Genomic DNA, 20,137 nt, shown 5'->3' on the forward strand with positions numbered 1-20,137 from the left:
AGCGAAGGTCCATGTTTTTTTAGTTATAGGCGTATGCAGGAAGCTGCAAGAGGGCGTCAATACTTTCTTGGAGCTGCGAGAAAGCAGTGATCGACACATCGGGTAAATCTTCCAATCCATTAGGCGCCTGACGAAGACGATGATTGAACCACAAGGCTTGCCAACCGGCTTTTTTGCAGCCCACTACATCATTATCAAAGTTGTCACCTACGTACAGTGTTGTTTCTGGATCAAGAGCAAAGGCGGTTTCTGCCAATTGGAAAATTTCTAGCTCTGGTTTCTGATAACCGGTTGCTTGTGAAATGATCATATGCTCTGGTTTGATCCATCGAGTCAGTTGCAACTGATTCAACTTCTTTTGTTGGTGGTCGGTGGGACCGTTAGTAATAATTCCTAATTTGATTGGCAATTTGGACAAATAACTCAAGGTTGACTCAACTTCCGGATGTAGCGTGATAGCATCTAGTTCTTGTTCATAGCACAGCTGAAACTGGCAGCTCTCTTCCATAGTAATAGAGAAATAACCTAAGTCCGTTAGAGAATGAGTCAGCCGGTAATAACGAAAATGCTCCAGCGTCCATTCATTCGCCAATACCCTTCCAAACTGTTCATCGCTATGTACGCGAAAACGCAAATAAAGAGCGGTTAGGTCCTTGCGGGCAATTTGTGGAAAGCATGAGGTTATGGCATTACGAAATGGTTGTTGCTGGTCATATAAGGTATCATCGACATCAAAAAGAATACTAGTGATCAAAAGAGACACGCCTTTCAAAGTTAGTGAAAATTTTCAGTTTGTTTTCGAATCAATCATAAGCCATTATGACTCTAAAAAAAAGAGGAAAAACCTTGTGAAATAAAGGTTTTATTTACTGTTTTTAGAAATCCGCGTCTTGATACGTTTTCAAAATTATAGTGAATTTTACCCATTTTCACATGTTTCTCATTTTGCATTTCTTCAAAGAGTTGCTTATAATGAAAGCTATTGAGGAGGGGGAAATGTGTTAAAAAGGTTTTTTCGTTATTATCGACCGTATCGGTCACTATTTATGCTAGATTTTACTTGTGCGGTATTTGCTGGTTTATTAGAACTGGCCTTTCCCGTTGCCGTCAACCAAGTAATCGATAAGATCATGCCCCAGAACAACTTTCGCTTGATACTATTGGCTTGCTTAGGCTTGTTCTTGTTTTATGTGATCAATACTGTGTTGCAATATATCGTGGTTTTTTATGGTCATAAACTTGGGGTCAATATTGAGACAGATATGCGTCAAGAACTGTTTCGACATCTGCAGACCCAATCTTTTGAATATTATGACAATCAAAAGACCGGCAAGCTGATCAGTCGCTTGACCACGGATCTCTTTGAAATCTCTGAAGTCGCTCACCATGGGCCAGAAGATGTTTTTATTACTATCATGACTTTGGTGGGGGCATTCCTATTGATGTTGAATATGCACGTTCAATTAGCGATAGCGACATTTGCGTTGATTCCATTGATTACGATTGCCTTGGTTTTTTTCAATAAGAAAATGACCAAAGTCAATACACAGATCTATGACAACCTCGGTGAGTTCAACGCCGGAGTGGAAGCATCTGTTAGCGGCATTCGAGTGACCCAATCGTTTGCTAATGAAACGTTCGAACATAAACGCTTTGATGGATTGAGCGAAATCTATCGGCAATCGAAGATCCTTTTTTATAAGGTAATGGCGATCAGTTCAGCGTATAATTACTTTCTGATTCGCTTGATCAACTTGTTTGCTCTGATTTTTGGTGCTTACTACGTAATTCGTGGTGAACTGACGAATGGCCAGTTTGTTGGGTTTATTTTATTATCGAATGTCTTTGTTAGACCAATTGAGAAGGTCAATACGATGATTGAAAGCTATCCGAAAGGCATCGCTGGCTTCAAACGATTGACCGAAGAATTGGATAAAGAACCGACGATCAAAGACAAACCAGGGGCACGGGCTGTTCAATCATTAAAAGGGGATATCGTCTACCAAGATGTTTCTTTTTCCTATGCGGATGCGACGAAAGTCTTGAATCACATCGATTTATCGATCAAAGCTGGCGAGACGATCGCCTTCGTCGGGCAAAGTGGCTCAGGGAAAACCACGTTATGCAACTTGTTGCCGCGTTTTTATGAAGTCACTGAAGGCGCCATTACGATTGACGGCATCAATATTCAGGAGATGACCCTGGCTTCTTTACGTCAGCAGATTGGGACTGTGCAGCAAGATGTCTTTCTTTTCCCGGGAACGATTCGAGAAAATATTGCTTATGGCAAACTTGATGCAACAGAAGAAGAGATTTTAAAGGCAGTCAAATTAGCACACTTAGAAAAGGTCATCGATCAAATGACGGATGGGTTAGATACGGTCATCGGTGAACGAGGAGTCAAATTATCCGGTGGTCAAAAGCAGCGGGTAGCGATTGCTCGGATGTTCTTAAAAAACCCGCCGATTTTGATATTAGATGAAGCAACATCAGCGTTGGATACGGAAACCGAGCAAGTGATTCAAGAGTCATTGAATTCTTTGGCAGATGGCCGTACAACCTTGATCATTGCCCATCGCCTCGCAACGATCAAACATGCGACACGCATCATTGTCGTTAGTGATAAAGGCATCTTAGAAGAGGGGACCCATGAAGATTTGATGGCGAAAAAGGGACATTATCGCGCATTGCATGATGCGCAATTCGCTCGTGATGGAGAACCTTCTCTTCCTTAGAAGAAAGAAATGAACGATCAATCCAAGAAAACACTAGTCTTTTTATACTTTGTCAGGAAAAAGCATAAAAGACGGGTTTCTTAGGTTGATCTTTTTTCACTAAATTTTTGTGAGAAACCCTTTTCATTTATAAGCAGATATTCATTTCTCCTACTGTTTTATTGTCGATTATGACAGAAATGCTTGTATGGTTTTCTGATTAAAAAGGAATGTGATACAATGGAATCAAGAATGAAGACATTGGTTGAGAATCTTCTCTGGAAAAAATAACATATATTTTTATTGTAGCCCTGTCGTTTCCAAGGCAACAAGGTATCGTGAAATTTTTCCTTTGAAAACGATTGAGCCATGGACTTGGTTTTTTTCTCCATTTTTTTGATTACACATGTAATTACAGAGGGGAAATTAAAAAACGCGGGATTCAACTAAAAGAGTATTTTAATATTCTGACATCTTTTTGATACACCTTTGACACACTGTTGTATAAAAGAAGTAATATTAAAAAAAAATTTGATTTTTCTCATTTAAAAATAAACTTTTTGAGTGAAACCTTTTGCCTAAAAGGTTTCGCTTTTAATATAACTTTCGAGTTTTATTAAAAAATATGAGATTTAGACTAGATTTTTTTTAGTTAAACCTGTATAATTGAAATCAAGCGAGGGAACAGGACTTGCTTGATTGAAAATTAAAAAGGAGAGATGCACGTTGTTGACACTATACACTTCCCCAAGTTGCACATCTTGTCGCAAAGCTCGTGCGTGGTTACAAGAGCACGAAATCCCTTTTGTTGAAAGAAATATTTTTTCAGAACCGTTAAATATTTCTGAGCTTAAGGCAATTCTACAAATGACAGAAGATGGCACAGAAGAAATTATTTCCACCAGATCCAAAGTATTCCAAAAGTTGAATATGGATCTAGATGACCTGCCCCTAAAAGATTTATTGACACTTGTTCAAGAAAATCCAGGATTATTGCGTCGGCCAATTATGATCGATGAAAAACGATTGCAAGTTGGGTTTAATGAAGATGAAATTCGTCGGTTCTTACCTAGGGATGTTCGCCAACTGGAACTAAGACAAGCGCAATTAATGGCAGGCTTATAAATTTGACTTCATCGACTCGCTTTCTCGTAGAAAGTGAGTCTTTTTTTGAGTTTTTACGTTTTTCTTAAGAGGATATTCGTTTTCTCTTTACTTTTTATCAGGTTTCGATACAATGAACCTATAGTGAGTAGCAAAAGTGAGGTGTAGCTAATATGGAAATGGAACATATCAATGAGAACACCATTCGTGTATTGATCAAAAGTGAAGACTTAGCTGCGAGAGGCATCACTTTTCTTGACCTTCTAGGAAATCACAATGAAATTGAAAACTTCTTTTACAGTATTCTTGAAGAAGTTGATATTGACGAAGAATTTAAAGGCAGTGAAGCTGTAACTTTCCAAGTCTTGCCTAAAGGCGATGGGTTAGAATTGTTTATTAGCAAAAATCTTCCACCAGAAGGAATGGAAAATTTTGATGAGATGAACGATGAAGCGAATGAAGACATTACCGATATGTTGAAAAAACATGTGGCGGCTCAATTACAAGAGTCAGAGCAAGCAGAAGAAATCGGCAATCGTTTTGTATTCGAGTTGTTGCGATTCGAAGATATGATTCAATTGGCATCCGAAGTATATTTGGATTCCGTTGCAACCAATCTTTACCAAATGGGCAATCATTATTATATTGAAATTCGATTTATGGATGCAGATATTACTGATATTGAAGTGGAAAATGCACTTTCTTATTTGATGGAATTTGCCCAAAGGACTTCAGTGACGCCCGAAGTTTTATCAGAATACGGTGAGTTGATCATGGAAAACGATGCACTTGAATTGACTCGTTTCTATTTCAAGAATGATTAATGAATGAAAATCATTTCCAGCCAAGGACATTTTGACAATGTTTTTGGCTTTTTTAATTGTGTTTGACGAATCTGGCGTACCTCTTATTGAGGTGAGCCAGATGTTGAAAGCGTTGAACCAAAGAAAAGAAGTCATCCTAGCGAAAGGGGCAAAGAAATCCTCGGGCCCTTTTTATTGCCCAGGCTGTCAGAAAGAAGTGATTTTGAGGCAAGGACTTAAGCGACAATCCCACTTTGCCCATCAAGCCACCACTGATTGTCAGACATACAGTGAAGGGGAGACGAAGGAGCACTTGGAAGCAAAACAACTTTTGTTTGAATGGTATCAAGAGATGGATATTGAACTTGAAGCCTACTTGCCGCAACTTAAGCAGCGACCTGATCTCTGTTACAAAAATATTGCCGTTGAAGTCCAGTGTTCTTCACTCAAGGTTTCACGATTTCTGGAACGAACCAGCACTTATTTAGCAAATGGTTATCAGCCTTGGTGGATCCTAGGGACCAAAATGTATCCGAAACGCCATTGGTCGCTTTTGGCAAAAGCCTGCTGTACTTATCAGTCTACTGGCTTTTGCTTGTGGCTCATTGATACGCGAAATCAGGCATTGGTGCGGCTGCACCAAATCAAATGGCACTATCAAGAAGGGGTAATCAGTCGACGAAGCGCTATACAAAAAGGGGAGCCATACAGGAAAGAGACACTTCGACCTTTGTACGAAGCAGATGAATCAGATACCCACCATTCTATTGAATGGGTAGCGGTCGATTATCGTTTGTGGGTGATTCGAAAACTGCGAAACAGACTGCCTAAAATCAGAGAGATTCAAGAAATAGTATACCCGTTGAATGGGAATGTCTCACAGTTGCCTCTTTGGTGCTATTGTGAAAGTCGGTTTGGCTTTTTATTTGAACACCACATACTGATTTTTCGCTTTCTCTATTTAAGTGAATGTCCCATTAGTTTTGAACAGTGGTTGATTCAATTGAGGAAGCTGCATTGGCAATGGTGCTTTCCTTTGCTTGATCAAAGAGAAATACTGAGAGAAATCTTTCAAGAATGCCAATATTTAGAAAATTCGGTTTCTTTTTCAAGCCAATGATTTGGTTTCGTTGAAAAGTGTGATAAGATATTTTTAACCAATGAACAAGGAGTGAAGGGAATGTCAGAAACAAAACAATTACCAGCACGTGAATCGATTCCAGTCGAAAAAACGTGGGACTTAACGAAAATCTATGCCGATGATGCGGCTTTTGACATAGAATTTCAAGAAATCCAAGCACAGCTCAAAGAAGCTAGCAGTTACCAAGGCACTTTAGCAGATGGGCCACAAGCCTTCCTATCCGCTTTAGAATTTGTCTTAGATCTTTCTCGCCGTTTAGAGAAACTGTATGTTTACAGTCATTTGAAAAATGATCAAGATACCGCTAATACGACTTATCAAGGCTTATATGCGAAAGCCAGCAGTTTAGTTGCGCAAGTAAGTGAAGCCGTTGCTTGGTTTGATCCCGAGTTATTGACGATGTCCGATGAAACCATTTGGGGCTATTTCGATCAAGAACCGAAACTAGCTGTTTATCGTCATATGATCGAAAAAACTATTAACGAGCGGCCCCATGTTTTGCCTGCCGATCAAGAAGCGCTATTGGCCGGAGCAGGCGAAATTTTTGGAGCATCCGGCAACATTTTTTCTGTTTTAAACAATGCTGATTTGGATTTTCCAGTAGTTGAAGATGAAAACGGGGAAAAAGTACAGCTATCTCATGGTGTATACGGTGAGTTGATGGAAAGCACGGATCGGTCTGTTCGGGAAGCGGCCTTTAAAGGTCTCTATGGCGTTTATGAGCAATTCCGCAATACCTTTGCCCAAACCTTAAGTACGAATATCAAAGCCCACAACTTTAAAGCCAAAGCCCGTAAATACGACTCGGCACGCCAAGCCGCTTTGAGTGCCAATCATATTCCTGAAAGTGTCTATGATACCTTAGTGGACGTCGTTAATCAGCATTTGCCATTATTACACCGATATATGGCATTAAGAAAACGCCTGTTGGCTGTCGACACGCTTCATATGTATGATGTGTACACGCCGATTTTAGGGGAAGCACCGATTCGCTATACCTATGAAGAAGCAGTCGAAAAAGCGAAAGAAGCGTTAAAACCATTAGGGGAAGAGTATCTAGCTGTAGTTGAAGAAGCCTTCAGCAATCGGTGGATCGATGTCGTTGAAAACAAAGGCAAACGCAGTGGTGCCTATTCTTCAGGTGCTTATGACACACTGCCTTATATCTTAATGAACTGGAATGATCGATTGGATCAACTCTTTACCCTCGTTCATGAAATGGGACACAGTGTGCATAGTTACTTCACACGGAGTAACCAGCCTTATGCCTATGGGGATTACTCGATCTTCTTAGCAGAAATCGCTTCAACCACGAATGAAAATATTTTAACGGAATACATGCTTCAGACTGAGACTGATCCGCGGGTCAAAGCCTATGTCTTGAATCATTTTCTTGATGGCTTCAAAGGAACGATTTTCCGTCAAACGCAATTTGCCGAGTTTGAACACTTCATGCACGTGGAAGATGCGAAAGGAACGCCGTTGACCAGTGAATTCTTAAGCGAGAACTATGCCGAGTTAAATGCAAAATACTACGGACCATCAGTTGAAAAAGATCCGGAGATTCGTCTTGAGTGGTCACGCATTCCGCATTTCTATTACAATTACTATGTTTACCAATATTCAACTGGTTTTTCGGCAGCTTCTGCTTTGGCGAAGAAAATCTTAGCTGGCGAACCTGATGCCTTAACTAACTATTTGAACTATTTGAAAGCCGGACGTAGTGATTATCCAATCGAAGTCATGAAAAAAGCAGGCGTAGATATGACGAAAGCAGATTATATTGAAGATGCAATGAAAGTATTTGAGCAACGCTTGAATGAATTGGAAGAACTCGTAAAAGAAATCGAAGCATAATTGAAAAGAGTACAAACCAGTCCGAAAAGGATTGGTTTGTTTTTTTTGTTCCTCCCGCAATGAAAAACGCTGCGCAGCGAGCCAAACACAAGATCATCGTTTGGCTCGCTGCGCAGCGTCGCTATTGAATAGGGTTTCATAAAAGAATCAACCCTCGATCAATTTCATGAATAGTGGAAAGTTTTGGTGCTTTCAAAGACTGAGCTTTTTGCATAAATGTATCGAGTTCTGTTGCTGTACCACAGACGAGAGGAAGACTTCTCAGTTCCTCTGATCCTTCTAAAAGGACCCCATATTCTTCTTCACTTGAAAAATCATACACCACAGCAGAAGGTGTGATCGTGATGCCCATGTCTTTCGCTACCCTCTGATCAGTGGCAAAGTTCTTTTTCACTAACTCAGATGTACGATCTTCTAGGAACATCTCTAAATCACCATTCGTTTCTGAAAATAGATCTTTCACTAAGGTGTCACAATATTCCTGTTTTTCGATCCCTATCCGTTGTTGCAATTTCAATAAGAAATCCCGAGCAATTTTTTTTCCTTGCAACTGGGCTGCTTTATAATCCAATGACGCAGCATAGATTTGGTTGGTCTGTTCATTTCGCAAGACCAAATCCGCCTTATTCATGGACAAATAGTCCATTGAAACACCTACGGAAAACAAGTTAACGAAAGGCAGGATCTGCAAATGGATTTTTTTGCGGCTCGTGTTTAATTTGTTGAGAATCTCTTTTTCGATATCATAACAAATAGGCCCAATCGGATTAATAAATAAAAAAAGTTCGATCATTTGAATCTCTCCCCAATTAAGATTCTTGAGTAACTTGAAAAACAAAATAAGTATGTTTTATTAAATATAGCAAAAAAACGCGAAAAAAGTAAGCAAAAGGGCATCCTACAATGATTTTTCTTCAACGGCTCGAATGATCTTGTTTTTTGCTGGTCGGTAAGGAACACCAAAAGAATGCAATAACGATTGAAAGGCAAGTTTTCCTTGAATTGGCTCACTGACTTCTAGCTCTAACTCATAATCATGCTGTTGACCATACCAGCTTTCATCCAAAGCAAGTAATCCTTCATTGATCGGAAATTCCGCCCGTTTCGTTTTTAATGCTGCGATCATGTGTAATGAATCAGGTTCGATATTCGCTGCTTTTAAGCGTTGAGCAACCACACCTGTTTTTAAAATTTTTTCTGATGCGATCAATGACGCTGCGGTTTCGATTGTCAAAGGATCAGTCGTTTCTAACAGACCGTGTTCAATGGGGGTCTTTAGCGTTAATTCTGCATTGGTAGGAGTCGTGCGAATGCGTAAGCCAAAATGCTTTTCTCGCAGTTTATAGTCTTGCGTATCAAAGTAATAATTGGTTTGCGTCTTGAAGGCTTTTTCTGACAATTTGTAATAAGCAAGCAACTGGTGGTATTCTTTTTCCGTCAACATTGTTTTATATTCAATCTCTACTTGTTCGACCATTGATTTTCACTCTCTTTCTATTGCAAACATAGTGTACGCTGTTTCAGCTATTCCGTCAAAGAAACTAAACAAAGAAAAGCGGAAACGATTGGGGCAGACAAAAAAATCTTTTGCTTCTGCACTTCTGTCCATTCAGTTTTATTCCAAGAGTATGGTAGAATAAGAGGTATGTTATGAACAGAATCGAGGGAGAAGAATGATTCGAGATTGGGAAGAATTCTTAGCGCCTTATGAACAGGCGGTTTCAGAATTAAAAGTAAAATTAAGAGGCATAAGAAAACAATATCGGGAACAAAACAAACATGTTCCCATTGAATTTGTCACGGGGCGTGTCAAGCCAGTAGATAGCATTTTAACAAAAAGCAAATTACGAGGAATCGCACTGGATCGTCTTGAAGAAGAAATGTCTGACATCGCCGGTTTGCGAATCATGTGTCAGTTTGTGGAAGACATTCACCAAGTCGTTGAACTGTTGCGGACACGTAAAGACATGAAAGTCATTATTGAACGTGACTATATTACCAATAAAAAAGTCAGTGGTTACCGCTCGTATCATCTGGTGATCGAGTATCCAGTTCAATTGATCGATGGAGAAAAAATTATCTTAGCAGAGGTACAAATTCGTACACTGGCGATGAACTTTTGGGCAACGATTGAACATTCATTGAACTACAAATACCAAGGGGAATTTCCCGATGAAATTAGCGAGCGACTACGACGTTCGGCAGAAGCAGCCTACCAGCTAGATGAAGAGATGTCTAATATTCGTGAAGAGATCCAAGAGGCACAGCGATTGTTTTCTCATGGGAAAGGCAAACGCGGCGGACATGACACGCCCAAGTTGCCGAAGGAGGAATCAGAATGAAAGGCATCCGCGTGGCAATCGTCCATAATCAAGAAAGCAAGTCAGTAGAAGTGACGAAGCGTTTAACTGTCCTCCTGGAGCAGTCTGAAAACAAGATCGATCAAGAGAACCCTGAATTAGTGATCTCTGTTGGTGGAGATGGTACGCTTCTTTCTGCTTTTCACTTGTTCAACCATAAGTTAGATCAAGTACAATTTTTAGGGGTCCATACGGGACACCTCGGCTTTTATACAGATTGGCGTGACTATGAATTGGATGAATTGGTAGAGTCTTTATGCAATGACCATCAAAAGAGTGTCAGTTATCCTTTATTGGATGTCCGAATCACTTATGCAAATGGCAAACCAGACAAGCATTTCCTGGCATTGAACGAATCAACGATCAAACGCGGCAATCGCACCATGGTTGCCGATATTTCTATTAAAGAAGACCTCTTTGAAAAGTTTCGCGGGGATGGCCTCTCGATCTCAACGCCAACCGGCTCAACTGCCTATAACAAAAGTGTTGGTGGGGCAGTATTGCACCCAAGTATCAATGCGTTTCAATTAGCAGAGATTGCTTCTTTGAACAATCGCGTCTTTCGGACACTTGGATCACCGATCGTCGTGGGTCATCACGAGTGGGTCAAAGTGCAACTGCAACAAAGTACCGACTATTTAGTGACGATTGATCAATTTACCATCGAGCAAGAAGAAATCGATGCAATCTATTACCGGATTGCCGACGAACGGATTCATTTTGCGTCTTATCGGCATATGCATTTTTGGAATCGTGTCAAAGATTCCTTTATTGGAGAAGAATAAACTCATGGAATTTACGTATCAATATACTGGACAAGGGCAGCAAGTCAAATATTTTTTGAAGGAACAAGGAGTATCCAAAGGTCTGCTAGCGAAAATAAAATTTCAAGGCGGAAAGATATTTGTGAACGACCACGAGCAAAACGTCTTGTTTTCTTTGGCGCAAAATGATAGGGTAACTATTGTAATTCCTCCTGAAGGGGAACATGAAACGATGCTGGCTGATCCGACACCTATTGAGATTGTGTATGAAGATGCCCATCTGTTAATCGTGAATAAGCCGGCTGGCATCTCATCGATTCCTGCGCAATATCATCCGACTGGCACGATGGCCAATCGAGTCAAGGCCTACTATCAAGCGCAACACTATGAAGATCAAGTGATCCATGTAGTGACTCGCTTAGACCGTGACACATCAGGATTGATGCTTTTTGCAAAACACGGCTTTGCCCATGCGAAGCTGGATAGCCAGTTACGGAAGAAGCAAGTTGTTAAAAAATATCAAGCCCTCGTTGCGGGAGATCTTTCCGCATTATCCGCCCATAGCGAGATCGATTTGCCTATCGCTAGGGACCTGACCTCGCTTTTGAAACGCAAGGTCAGTGAAGAAGGAAAAGAGGCACGTACGGAGTATTGGCTAAAACAGCGCAATTCAGATTGCGCATTAGTCGACATTCAACTACACACAGGCCGGACACATCAAATAAGGGTCCATTTTTCTGCAATCGGTTGTCCCTTACTAGGAGACGAGATGTATGGGGGACCAATGGCTTTTGGGATCAGACGACAGGCACTTCATTGCTGTCAGCTGCAATTCCAGCATCCCTTTACGAATGAACCGTTGGCTTTTGAACTGCCTTTACCTGCAGACATGGCCGCTGTTTGTTCAGCTATCGATAAGCAATAACAAATGAGGTGAAGAGATTGGATGAAAATCAAGAATTAACCAAACGATTTGATCAACTGAATCAAGCACTAAAAGACAATGATATCCAGGGATTTCGTGAGGCATTCTTGGATCTGCATATCTACGAGCAGGGTCAATTCTACCAATCTCTAGAAGCAGACGATCGACAAATCGTCTATACGTATCTATCGCCGAAAGAATTGGCAGACATGTTTGACGTCATTGAAGAAGACGATGAAAACATGGTGGACTATCTTTCAGAAATGCGGCCGGCATATGCTGCAACGATGTTAGCAGAGATGTATACCGATAATGCTGTCGATCTACTGAATACATTGGACAAGAAACAAACGGCCAAATATTTGAGTCTGATGACTGCTGAAGCCGCTAGCGAGATCAAAGAACTATTGCATTATGAAGATGAAACAGCTGGATCATTGATGACAACCGAGTTTGTTTCCATTGTTGCCAACCAAACGGTTCGTTCAGCGATGTATGTCTTAAAAAATGCCGCAGATGTTGCTGAGACGATTTATTATATTTACGTCGTGGATACCGACAACAAACTTGTGGGCGTTATTTCTTTAAGAGACTTGATCATCAATGATGAAGATACCATGATTGCTGATATTTTGAACGAGCGGGTGATGTCGGTTCATGTTGGAGATGACCAAGAGGATGTCGCTCAGACCTTCCGGGATTATGACTTTCTCGCATTGCCAGTCACCGATTATGACGATCACCTATTAGGGATCGTGACCGTCGATGATATCATCGACGTTATCGATGATGAAGCAGCCAGTGATTACTCGGGTTTAGCAGGGGTCAATGTAGAAGAAGTCAGTGAAAACCCGATCAAAGCTTCTTCGAGAAGGTTACCTTGGCTCATCACCTTACTCTTTCTCGGAATGGCAACCGCCAGTTTAATCAGCCATTATGAAGAGTTAGTTAGTGAAGCAAGTATTCTCGCCGTCTTTATCTCACTGATCACCGGAACTGCCGGCAATGCCGGTACCCAATCTTTAGCGGTAGCCGTACGCCGCTTGGCGATCAATGATGATAAAGAAAATAGCTTTATGAAAACAGTGGTCGGTGAGGTGCTTACAGGACTTTTCACAGGAGCTATTACCGGATTGACGATTTTTGCTATTGTGGCTGTCTGGAAACAAAATCCGATTCTAGGGTTTGTGATCGGGATGGCTATGATGTGTGCCATCACAGTAGCCAACTTAGCGGGAAGTTTGATTCCGATGCTAATGGATAAGCTTGGGTTTGATCCGGCAGTGGCGAGCGGTCCGTTTATTACGACCCTCAGTGATTTGACCAGTGTTTTGATCTATTTCAATATTGCCAGTCTTTTTATGAACTATTTTATTCAATGAATAAAAAATAAAAGCAAGCCGATGATTTTTCTTCGAGTGAAGAATCATTGGCTTGCTTTTTAATTTTTTGGTTTTGGCAACACCCCAGAAGGAGAGACGCCATAAAGTTTTTTAAAAGACTTGCTAAAGTGATAGGCATCTTGATAGCCAACTGCAGAGGCGACTTCCTTGATCGTGAGGTTGTCATTTTTTAGCATGTCTTTGGCACGTTTTAGGCGGATTTCTATCAAATAGTTAATGGGGCTGACCCCTGTCGCTTCTTTAAAAATCTTGGAAAGGTACGTTGGACTGAGAAATTGATCTTGTGCCAGTTTTTCCAAGGTGATTTCTTCTTTATAATGATTTTCCAAATAATAGACGGTATAGTTGACGATTTGTTGTTGTCTTCTTTGGCTTTTGGAAAGGTAAGGAACGACATTGATGTGGTCTTCATTTAGTCCGCGTAAAATATAGACGAGCATCTCCATCAAGACAGCTTTTTGCATCAACTGAAACTCATCCCGCTCTTCACTGCTTTCTCGCACCAACTGCCACGCTTTTTCCAAAACTTGATGATGGTATTTGCCTAATTCTAACAATGGGTGTTTGTTGGGGAAAAAATTTCGCTTGAATCCTTCCAAGGAAATATTCTTCAGTCCAATATGCAACTGGTGGGAGCGAGTGCCTTTAGGCTGTAATTCGCAGTGGTCGACACCAGGATTAAAAAGCATGACACTGCCAGCACGAATTTTCTTCGCTGGTTCTTTTTCAAAATAATACGTACTTTCTCCTTCTAACAAGACGCTGATTTCTAAAAAGTCATGATGATGCATTTCTCCATGACTTTCTGCTTGCGTCCATGGGTCAAAGAGATAGATGATTTCGGGATTGAAGGTCCGAGGGTTAACTAAATTCATGGCTGATTCACTCCAATTGGGTGCCCATCTCCGATAAAAAAAGGGAATGGTGCTTCTTACTAATATTTTACATCAAAATGAGTAAGAAAAACCATTCAAATCGCTTTTCAAAACGCTAAGCTTAACAACGAGAGGGGGAATTAGATGAGTAATACACAATGGATCTGGCGCTATGCCAAAAAGAACCGGGGAAAAATCATATTGGCAGTCCTGTTTTTAGTGATCAATGCAGCGCTGATCATTGTTAATCCGTACTTGGGAGGAATGGTGATCGATGATGTCATCAATCAGCAAAAAACGCACTTATTGATTCCATTATTGTTGATCATGATCGCAACGACCGTCATTCGTACCATTGTCCGCTACAGTTATCAAATTTTATTTGAACGGGTCGGGCAAAATACGCTATACGATTTACGGGAAGATTTGTATCAGAAGCTGCAAGAATTGGATTTCGACTTTTTCAATCACACTCGCGTGGGAGATATTATGGCACGGATGACTGGTGATACCGATGCCATTCGCCACTTTGTTTCTTGGGTGACTTACAATATCGCTGAATGTATCTTATGGTTCTTTTCAGCGGTGGTGGTCATGAGCTTTATTGATTGGAAATTGATGTTGGCGCTGGTGGCTGTCACACCGATCATATTTCTGTTGACCAATCGCATGTCTAAGAAAGCACACCCGTTGTTTTTTGACATTCGTGAGAGCTTTTCGCGCTTGAATTCAATGGTGGAAGAAAATATCGGCGGCAATCGAGTAGTGAAAGCTTTTGCTCGTGAAAATTTTGAGATTGAAAAATTTCGCTCCTACAACGAAGATTTTAAGACCCGCAATATGGCATCTGCCAAAGTATCCCGTACCTATCTGCCATGGCTTGATGGCTTAGCAGGAAGTTTGTCAGTCATTGCCTTAGTCTTAGGCGGAATTTTCGTAATCAATGGGGAGATGACATTAGGTGATCTCGTTGCATTTAATGGCTATCTATGGATGTTGAATAACCCTATGCGTATGAGCGGTTGGTTGATCAACGATGTTCAGCGATTTTCTGCAGCTTGTATCAAAATTCGACAAATGCTAGCACAAGAATCGAAAATACCGGTTCACCAACAAGAAAAATTAGAACCGATCAAAGGGTTTGTGGAATTCAAAGATGTCTCGTTCCACTTTTCAGATGACCCGGATCAAAATGTGTTGGAAAACATCAACTTCACCATCGGGCCAGGACAAACGTTAGGGATTTTAGGCGAAACTGGGTCTGGGAAAACGACCTTAGTGAATTTAGTCGGTCGTTTTTATGACCCGACTGAAGGGGAAGTATTCATTGATGGGAAAAATGCCAAAGAGTATCCTGTGCGACAAATGCGGGAAAACATTTCAATGGTGATGCAAGATGTCTTCTTGTTTTCTAATACCATCTCTGACAATATTGCTTTTGGAAATCCTTTAGCAGATGAAGGCTTTATTCGGCAAATGGCGGTAGTCGCCGATGCAGATACCTTTATTTCTCGAATGCCTCAAGGCTATGAGACGATTGTCGGTGAAAGAGGCGTCGGACTTTCTGGTGGTCAAAAACAACGGATCTCCCTCGCACGGGCTCTAGCGAAAGATCCATCGATCTTGATTTTGGATGATACGACATCTGCCGTCGATATGGAAACAGAATCGAAGATCCAACAAGAACTAACGAAATTAACTGGAGAGAAGACAACGTTTATCATTGCGCATCGCATCTCCTCCGTTCGAGAAGCCGATCAGATCTTGATGATGGAAAAAGGGCGGGTCGTTGAACAAGGCACCCACGAAGAACTTGTCAAACTGCGAGGTAAATACTATGAAGTGTATCAAAAACAATTAGGTTTGTCAGGAGGTGAAGACGATGGCGAGAAATAAATTTGATGTGGATGAGGAATTAGACCAGGAATTTAGCTGGAAGGATTTCAAGCGTTTGTCCCAATACGTCGTACCGTATAAAAAAAGCATTGGGAAAGTACTATTTACGATCATCCTGGCAAACTTAGCAGGAATGCTGGCGCCCGTTTTCACGAAGATCGCCATCGACTCATCGATTCCTGAGAAAAATGTCAATCAATTGCTGCTTTTAGGAGCTGCCTTTCTAGTGACCTTGATCGTTATTGGCGTCTGCATGCGTTATCGTATTTACCATATCACGAATATTGGGCAAGATGTTTTGAAGGATATGCGCTTTGATATTTTTGAACATCTGCAGCGGCTGCCGTTTTCTTATTTTGATACAAGGCCCCATGGCAAGATCTTGATCCGCATCGTAAACTATATCAATACACTGAGTGACCTGTTGAGTAATGGCCTGATCAATTTGATTTCCGATGTTTTCAACGTCATCATCACCTTGATCTTTATGTTTGCAATCGACTTCAAATTGACCCTATATTCCCTTGCGTTGCTGCCAATTTTGTTCATCATGGTGATGGTAATCAAAAATAACCAGCGCAAAGCCTATCAGGAGTTGAGCAATAAACAGTCCAATTTAAATGCTTACATTCATGAAAGTATTGCCGGCATCAAGATTACCCAATCCTTCGCACGGGAAGAAGAAAATGCAGAGATTTTCCAAGAAGTCAGCAATGATTATCGGACTTCCTGGATGAAAGCTGTCAAAATTCAGTTTCTCATGTGGCCTGGGGTGCAAAACATTTCAGTCATTACGACTTGTTTGATTTATTTTGTCGGCATTCGCCAAATCGGTGTCGCTGTCAGCACAGGTACTCTGATCGCTTTTATCAGTTATATCAATAATTTCTGGAATCCAGTCATCAACATCGGGAATTTTTATAATTCTTTGATTACAGCAACAGCCTATCTTGAACGGATTTTTGAAACGATGGATGAAGTCCCAGATATCGAAGACAAACCAGATGCAAAAGTATTGCCGACGATGAAAGGGACCGTTGATTTTGAACACGTGACCTTCCGATACGAAGAAGGCAAAAACATTCTTTCTGATGTCAATTTTCACATCGAACCCGGGGAAAGCATTGCCTTGGTTGGCCCTACTGGTGCAGGAAAGACCACGATCATCAATTTGCTGAGCCGCTTTTATGATGTCAATGAAGGCAGTGTTAAAGTAGATGGGATGGATGTTCGTGACGTGACGCTGGAATCGCTGCGTTCACAAATGGGGGTCATGCTGCAAGATACTTTTATTTTCTCAGGAACGATCATAGAGAATATTCGCTATGGAAAATTAGATGCGACAGAAGAAGAGATCATTGAAGCAGCGAAAATCGTCCGTGCTCACGACTTTATCACGGAGTTGAAAGACGGCTATCAAACCGTCGTCGAAGAACGAGGAAGCACTTTATCTGCGGGGCAAAGGCAACTGATTTCCTTTGCCCGAGCGTTGTTGGCTGATCCAAAAATCTTGATCTTAGATGAGGCTACTTCTAGTATCGATACGAAGACAGAAGAATTGCTGCAAGAAGGACTGTTGAAGCTGTTAGAAGGCAGAACTTCATTCATCATCGCTCACCGGCTGTCCACAATCAAAAATTCTGATCGAATCTTTTACGTGGCAGGGGGCACGATTGCTGAATCTGGTAACCATGATCAGCTAATGGCACAAAAAGGCTTGTACCATCATTTGTATCAATCACAATACGACTTATTGCAAGCCATATAAAAAGAATCCCCACAAACGATGCGTTCTCATCGTTTGTGGGGATTTCTTTGCGTGATTCTTTTGTGTCACGCAAGCTCAATCATTAAAGTCGACGATTCTGGTTCCATGAACTTCTTTTACACCTAATGTATCAGCAACTTGTTGGGCATTTTCAAAGGAAATGCCACCGCCAGGTAAAATCGTTAAACGCTCACCAGCATAGGCGATCAATTCTTTCAGATGATCGAAGTTGTCTTCAATCGGAGTCCCTGCAGCACCACCATGGGTCAAAATCCGCTGTACGCCATGCTCAGCTAACCAATCGATCGCTTTAAATTGGCGCGCTGCAGGAATCGCGTCGAAGGCCATGTGAAAAGTAACCTGCAAGCCTTCTGCGGTTTCTAACAATAGCTCCAATGCTTCTTCGTCTAACCAGCCGCTAGGAGTTAAGCAACCTAGAACAACGCCGTCTGTTCCTAATTTTTTTGCTTCGATCAAGTCGGTATGCATGATTTTCAACTCAGTGTCATTGTAAACAAAATCACCGCCTCGAGGTCGGATGATCGTCATAACGGGTATTCCTTTTTCGCCAGCATACTGCAGGACTTCTTCTTGCACGCCGGTACTTGGTGTTGTTCCGCCGACCGCTAAATTATCACAGAGTTCAATCCGCTGTGCGCCTCGTGCGATTGCTAAGGGAATATTGGTATAATTTTCTGCACAAAATTCTTTTAACATGATTTACCTCCAATAGATGGGTGTTCAATTGATTTGTTATTCTATCCACTAGCATTCTACCACAAGAATATGCTAAAGTAGAGCAGAGATGAGGGAAGTTGAATGTTAAAAAAAATCGATCGGGGGCGCCTTTTTTTAAACGCCCATTATCACTTATTTGAATGTCCATTGTGCCGCCAAGCATTTTTCCCAACCGAAAATGGCTTGGTTTGTCCAAATCGTCATCGATTTGACTTATCAAAGAAAGGCACACTTTTCTTTTTGGATCATCAAGTTAAAGCAGATTATGATCAAGCACTGTTTTTGCCGCGTCAACGTATGATCGCTAGCGGCATGTATGCACCAGTCCTTGAGACCATCAAAGCAGCTTTGGGGGCTGCTGAGTATCTTTTAGATGTCGGCTGCGGTGAAGGCAGTTTCCTTGCGCAGATGGTCAATGAAAAGACTCAGGCGGCTGTCGGCTTTGATATCGCCAAAGACGGGGTCTATCTAGCAACCAATCAAAACGTACCGGCTTTTTGGTGTGTGGCGGATCTGACCAACCTGCCGTTTGCTGAAGCGAGCTTTGATACGATTTTCAATCTGTTTTCACCGTCAAATTACGGGGAGTTCAACCGCATTCTAAAAAAGGGTGGCCAGTTGATCAAAGTCGTCCCAGCAGCGGATTATTTAAAAGAACTACGAGCCGCTTTTTATCCTGATGACGAAACAAAACAGCAGTATTCGAATGAACGGGTCGTTAGCAAATTTTTTGAACACTATCCCACCGCATCCCGTCAAAGAGTAACGCATGTTTTTGCGATTCCTGAAGAAAATCGGCAAGATTTACTTGCCATGTCGCCGTTAGAGTGGGGGGCTTCGGAGGAAAGGAAAGAAAAGCTGCGTCAAACCCCTTTGGCACAGATAACTGTTGATGTTGAGGTGTTGATTGCGAAAATTTCCTGAAAATATTTTGAACTTTTTTGTTATTTACTCTTGCAATCATGCCATGGGAGTGATATATTGTTCTCAAGTCATTTTTCATTGGTTTTTATCAGGTTCCTGTTCTGATAAAAGTTAGTGAAAAGAGCTTCACTAACGTAACGACTCGCAGTGATCGACACCGAGTTGGTACGTTTTTTTTTATGCCCAAAATTCAACTTAAAAAATGTCTTTTTCAAAAAACAAGCGTGCCAAAATATGGTACTATAGAAGTTATTGAAGAAGCTATTGAGAATCAATTGTAAAACGCAAGATACAGAGACACAAATCAATGCGAGAACCGATCGGCAATATCCGATCGAAAGGAGTTTTTATCTATGAATCACATCGTTCTTTTTGAACCTCAGATCCCGGCCAATACGGGGAACATTGCACGTACTTGTGCAGCAACAAATACTCATTTACACTTAATAGAGCCACTAGGCTTTTCAACGGATGACAAGCAATTGAAGCGGGCAGGACTTGATTATTGGCATGATGTCAATATCACCTATCACAAAGATTTGGCTACTTTTATGGACTTTTTAGGAGAGCGTCCGTTGTACCTGATCTCGAAATTTGCCAATCGCGTGTATTCTGACGTCGATTATACCGCAGATGATGATCAGTTCTTTATTTTTGGGAAAGAAACGACGGGGCTTCCGGAAAGCTTTATGCGTGAGCATGCCGAAAAATGCCTACGCATTCCGATGAATGATGAGCATGTTCGTTCCCTAAATCTATCAAATACGGCTGCTTTGATCATTTATGAAGTTTTGCGGCAGCAAGGCTTCCCACAGCTGGAATTGACACACCATTATGAGAACGACAAACTAGATTAAGAAACGAG

The 20,137-nt window shown here is 41.3% G+C and carries 18 protein-coding genes; 13 read left to right on the plus strand and 5 right to left on the minus strand.

Annotation, left to right across the window (positions count from 1 at the left end; all coding sequences use genetic code 11):
• Nucleotides 1-19: 19 nt before the first annotated feature.
• Complete coding sequence (locus IGJ42_RS06065; protein ID WP_034872213.1) at nt 20-754, minus strand: HAD family hydrolase; 735 nt, start codon at nt 752-754, stop codon at nt 20-22.
• A gap of 244 nt (nt 755-998) precedes the next feature.
• On the opposite strand from IGJ42_RS06065, the gene IGJ42_RS06070 reads away from it, so the two are divergent.
• From IGJ42_RS06070 to pepF, 5 genes are all read left to right on the plus strand, one after another.
• The gene (locus IGJ42_RS06070) at nt 999-2,735 is read left to right on the plus strand and encodes an ABC transporter ATP-binding protein (RefSeq protein WP_086332240.1); all 1,737 of its coding nucleotides are present in this window, start codon (nt 999-1,001) and stop codon (nt 2,733-2,735) included.
• 705 nt (nt 2,736-3,440) lie between these two features.
• Entirely contained in the window at nt 3,441-3,839 is a 399-nt protein-coding gene (spxA, locus tag IGJ42_RS06075) for a transcriptional regulator SpxA (RefSeq protein WP_003127030.1), read from the plus strand.
• Nucleotides 3,840-3,991: 152 nt separating this feature from the next.
• The gene (locus IGJ42_RS06080; protein WP_005236753.1) at nt 3,992-4,642 is read left to right on the plus strand and encodes an adaptor protein MecA; all 651 of its coding nucleotides are present in this window, start codon (nt 3,992-3,994) and stop codon (nt 4,640-4,642) included.
• Nucleotides 4,643-4,742: 100 nt separating this feature from the next.
• Nucleotides 4,743-5,741 carry a competence protein CoiA gene (locus IGJ42_RS06085; protein WP_223347076.1) on the plus strand — a complete coding sequence of 333 codons (999 nt, stop codon included), beginning with the start codon at nt 4,743-4,745 and terminating at the stop codon, nt 5,739-5,741.
• A gap of 60 nt (nt 5,742-5,801) precedes the next feature.
• Nucleotides 5,802-7,619 (plus strand): oligoendopeptidase F, encoded by a 1,818-nt coding sequence (pepF, locus tag IGJ42_RS06090; RefSeq protein ID WP_086332242.1) that lies wholly within the window; start codon nt 5,802-5,804, stop codon nt 7,617-7,619.
• Between the two features lie 136 nt (nt 7,620-7,755).
• Here pepF and IGJ42_RS06095 read toward each other — a convergent pair whose 3' ends face one another.
• Entirely contained in the window at nt 7,756-8,412 is a 657-nt protein-coding gene (locus IGJ42_RS06095) for a DsbA family protein (RefSeq protein WP_008379746.1), read from the minus strand.
• Nucleotides 8,413-8,517: 105 nt separating this feature from the next.
• Nucleotides 8,518-9,096 carry a CYTH domain-containing protein gene (locus tag IGJ42_RS06100; RefSeq protein ID WP_086332243.1) on the minus strand — a complete coding sequence of 193 codons (579 nt, stop codon included), beginning with the start codon at nt 9,094-9,096 and terminating at the stop codon, nt 8,518-8,520.
• A gap of 196 nt (nt 9,097-9,292) precedes the next feature.
• On the opposite strand from IGJ42_RS06100, the gene IGJ42_RS06105 reads away from it, so the two are divergent.
• The 4 genes from IGJ42_RS06105 to mgtE are packed head-to-tail and all read left to right on the plus strand — an operon-like array spanning nt 9,293 to nt 13,050.
• Entirely contained in the window at nt 9,293-9,961 is a 669-nt protein-coding gene (locus IGJ42_RS06105; RefSeq protein ID WP_005236729.1) for a GTP pyrophosphokinase, read from the plus strand.
• 5 nt (nt 9,962-9,966) lie between these two features.
• Entirely contained in the window at nt 9,967-10,764 is a 798-nt protein-coding gene (locus IGJ42_RS06110) for an NAD kinase (RefSeq protein WP_301280263.1), read from the plus strand.
• A gap of 4 nt (nt 10,765-10,768) precedes the next feature.
• On the plus strand, nt 10,769-11,668 hold the full coding sequence (locus tag IGJ42_RS06115) for an RluA family pseudouridine synthase (protein ID WP_034872214.1): 900 nt from the start codon (nt 10,769-10,771) through the stop codon (nt 11,666-11,668).
• A gap of 17 nt (nt 11,669-11,685) precedes the next feature.
• Nucleotides 11,686-13,050: a magnesium transporter gene (gene mgtE, locus IGJ42_RS06120; RefSeq protein ID WP_086332244.1), complete on the plus strand. Its 1,365-nt coding sequence runs from the start codon at nt 11,686-11,688 to the stop codon at nt 13,048-13,050.
• Nucleotides 13,051-13,109: 59 nt separating this feature from the next.
• Here mgtE and IGJ42_RS06125 read toward each other — a convergent pair whose 3' ends face one another.
• Entirely contained in the window at nt 13,110-13,946 is an 837-nt protein-coding gene (locus IGJ42_RS06125; RefSeq protein ID WP_005236722.1) for an AraC family transcriptional regulator, read from the minus strand.
• A gap of 144 nt (nt 13,947-14,090) precedes the next feature.
• Between IGJ42_RS06125 and IGJ42_RS06130 the strand changes: the two genes are divergently transcribed.
• Together IGJ42_RS06130 and IGJ42_RS06135 are read left to right on the plus strand one after the other, a co-directional pair.
• On the plus strand, nt 14,091-15,842 hold the full coding sequence (locus IGJ42_RS06130; RefSeq protein WP_086332245.1) for an ABC transporter ATP-binding protein: 1,752 nt from the start codon (nt 14,091-14,093) through the stop codon (nt 15,840-15,842).
• On the plus strand, nt 15,829-17,610 hold the full coding sequence (locus IGJ42_RS06135; protein WP_005236718.1) for an ABC transporter ATP-binding protein: 1,782 nt from the start codon (nt 15,829-15,831) through the stop codon (nt 17,608-17,610). The genes IGJ42_RS06130 and IGJ42_RS06135 overlap by 14 nt, the downstream gene beginning before the upstream one ends.
• Before the next feature lie 75 nt (nt 17,611-17,685).
• Here the strand turns inward: IGJ42_RS06135 and IGJ42_RS06140 are convergent, their stop codons facing one another.
• Entirely contained in the window at nt 17,686-18,327 is a 642-nt protein-coding gene (locus IGJ42_RS06140; RefSeq protein WP_086332246.1) for a copper homeostasis protein CutC, read from the minus strand.
• A gap of 102 nt (nt 18,328-18,429) precedes the next feature.
• On the opposite strand from IGJ42_RS06140, the gene IGJ42_RS06145 reads away from it, so the two are divergent.
• A complete protein-coding gene (locus IGJ42_RS06145) occupies nt 18,430-19,272 on the plus strand; it encodes a methyltransferase domain-containing protein (protein WP_061053975.1) in 843 nt (280 codons plus the stop codon).
• Nucleotides 19,273-19,625: 353 nt separating this feature from the next.
• Nucleotides 19,626-20,129 (plus strand): tRNA (uridine(34)/cytosine(34)/5-carboxymethylaminomethyluridine(34)-2'-O)-methyltransferase TrmL, encoded by a 504-nt coding sequence (gene trmL / locus IGJ42_RS06150; RefSeq protein ID WP_008379765.1) that lies wholly within the window; start codon nt 19,626-19,628, stop codon nt 20,127-20,129.
• The last annotated feature ends 8 nt before the right edge of the window (nt 20,130-20,137 follow it).

It is taken from the genome of Enterococcus sp. DIV1067f (assembly GCF_050543505.1).
GTDB classification, from domain to species: domain Bacteria; phylum Bacillota; class Bacilli; order Lactobacillales; family Enterococcaceae; genus Enterococcus_D; species Enterococcus_D entomosocium.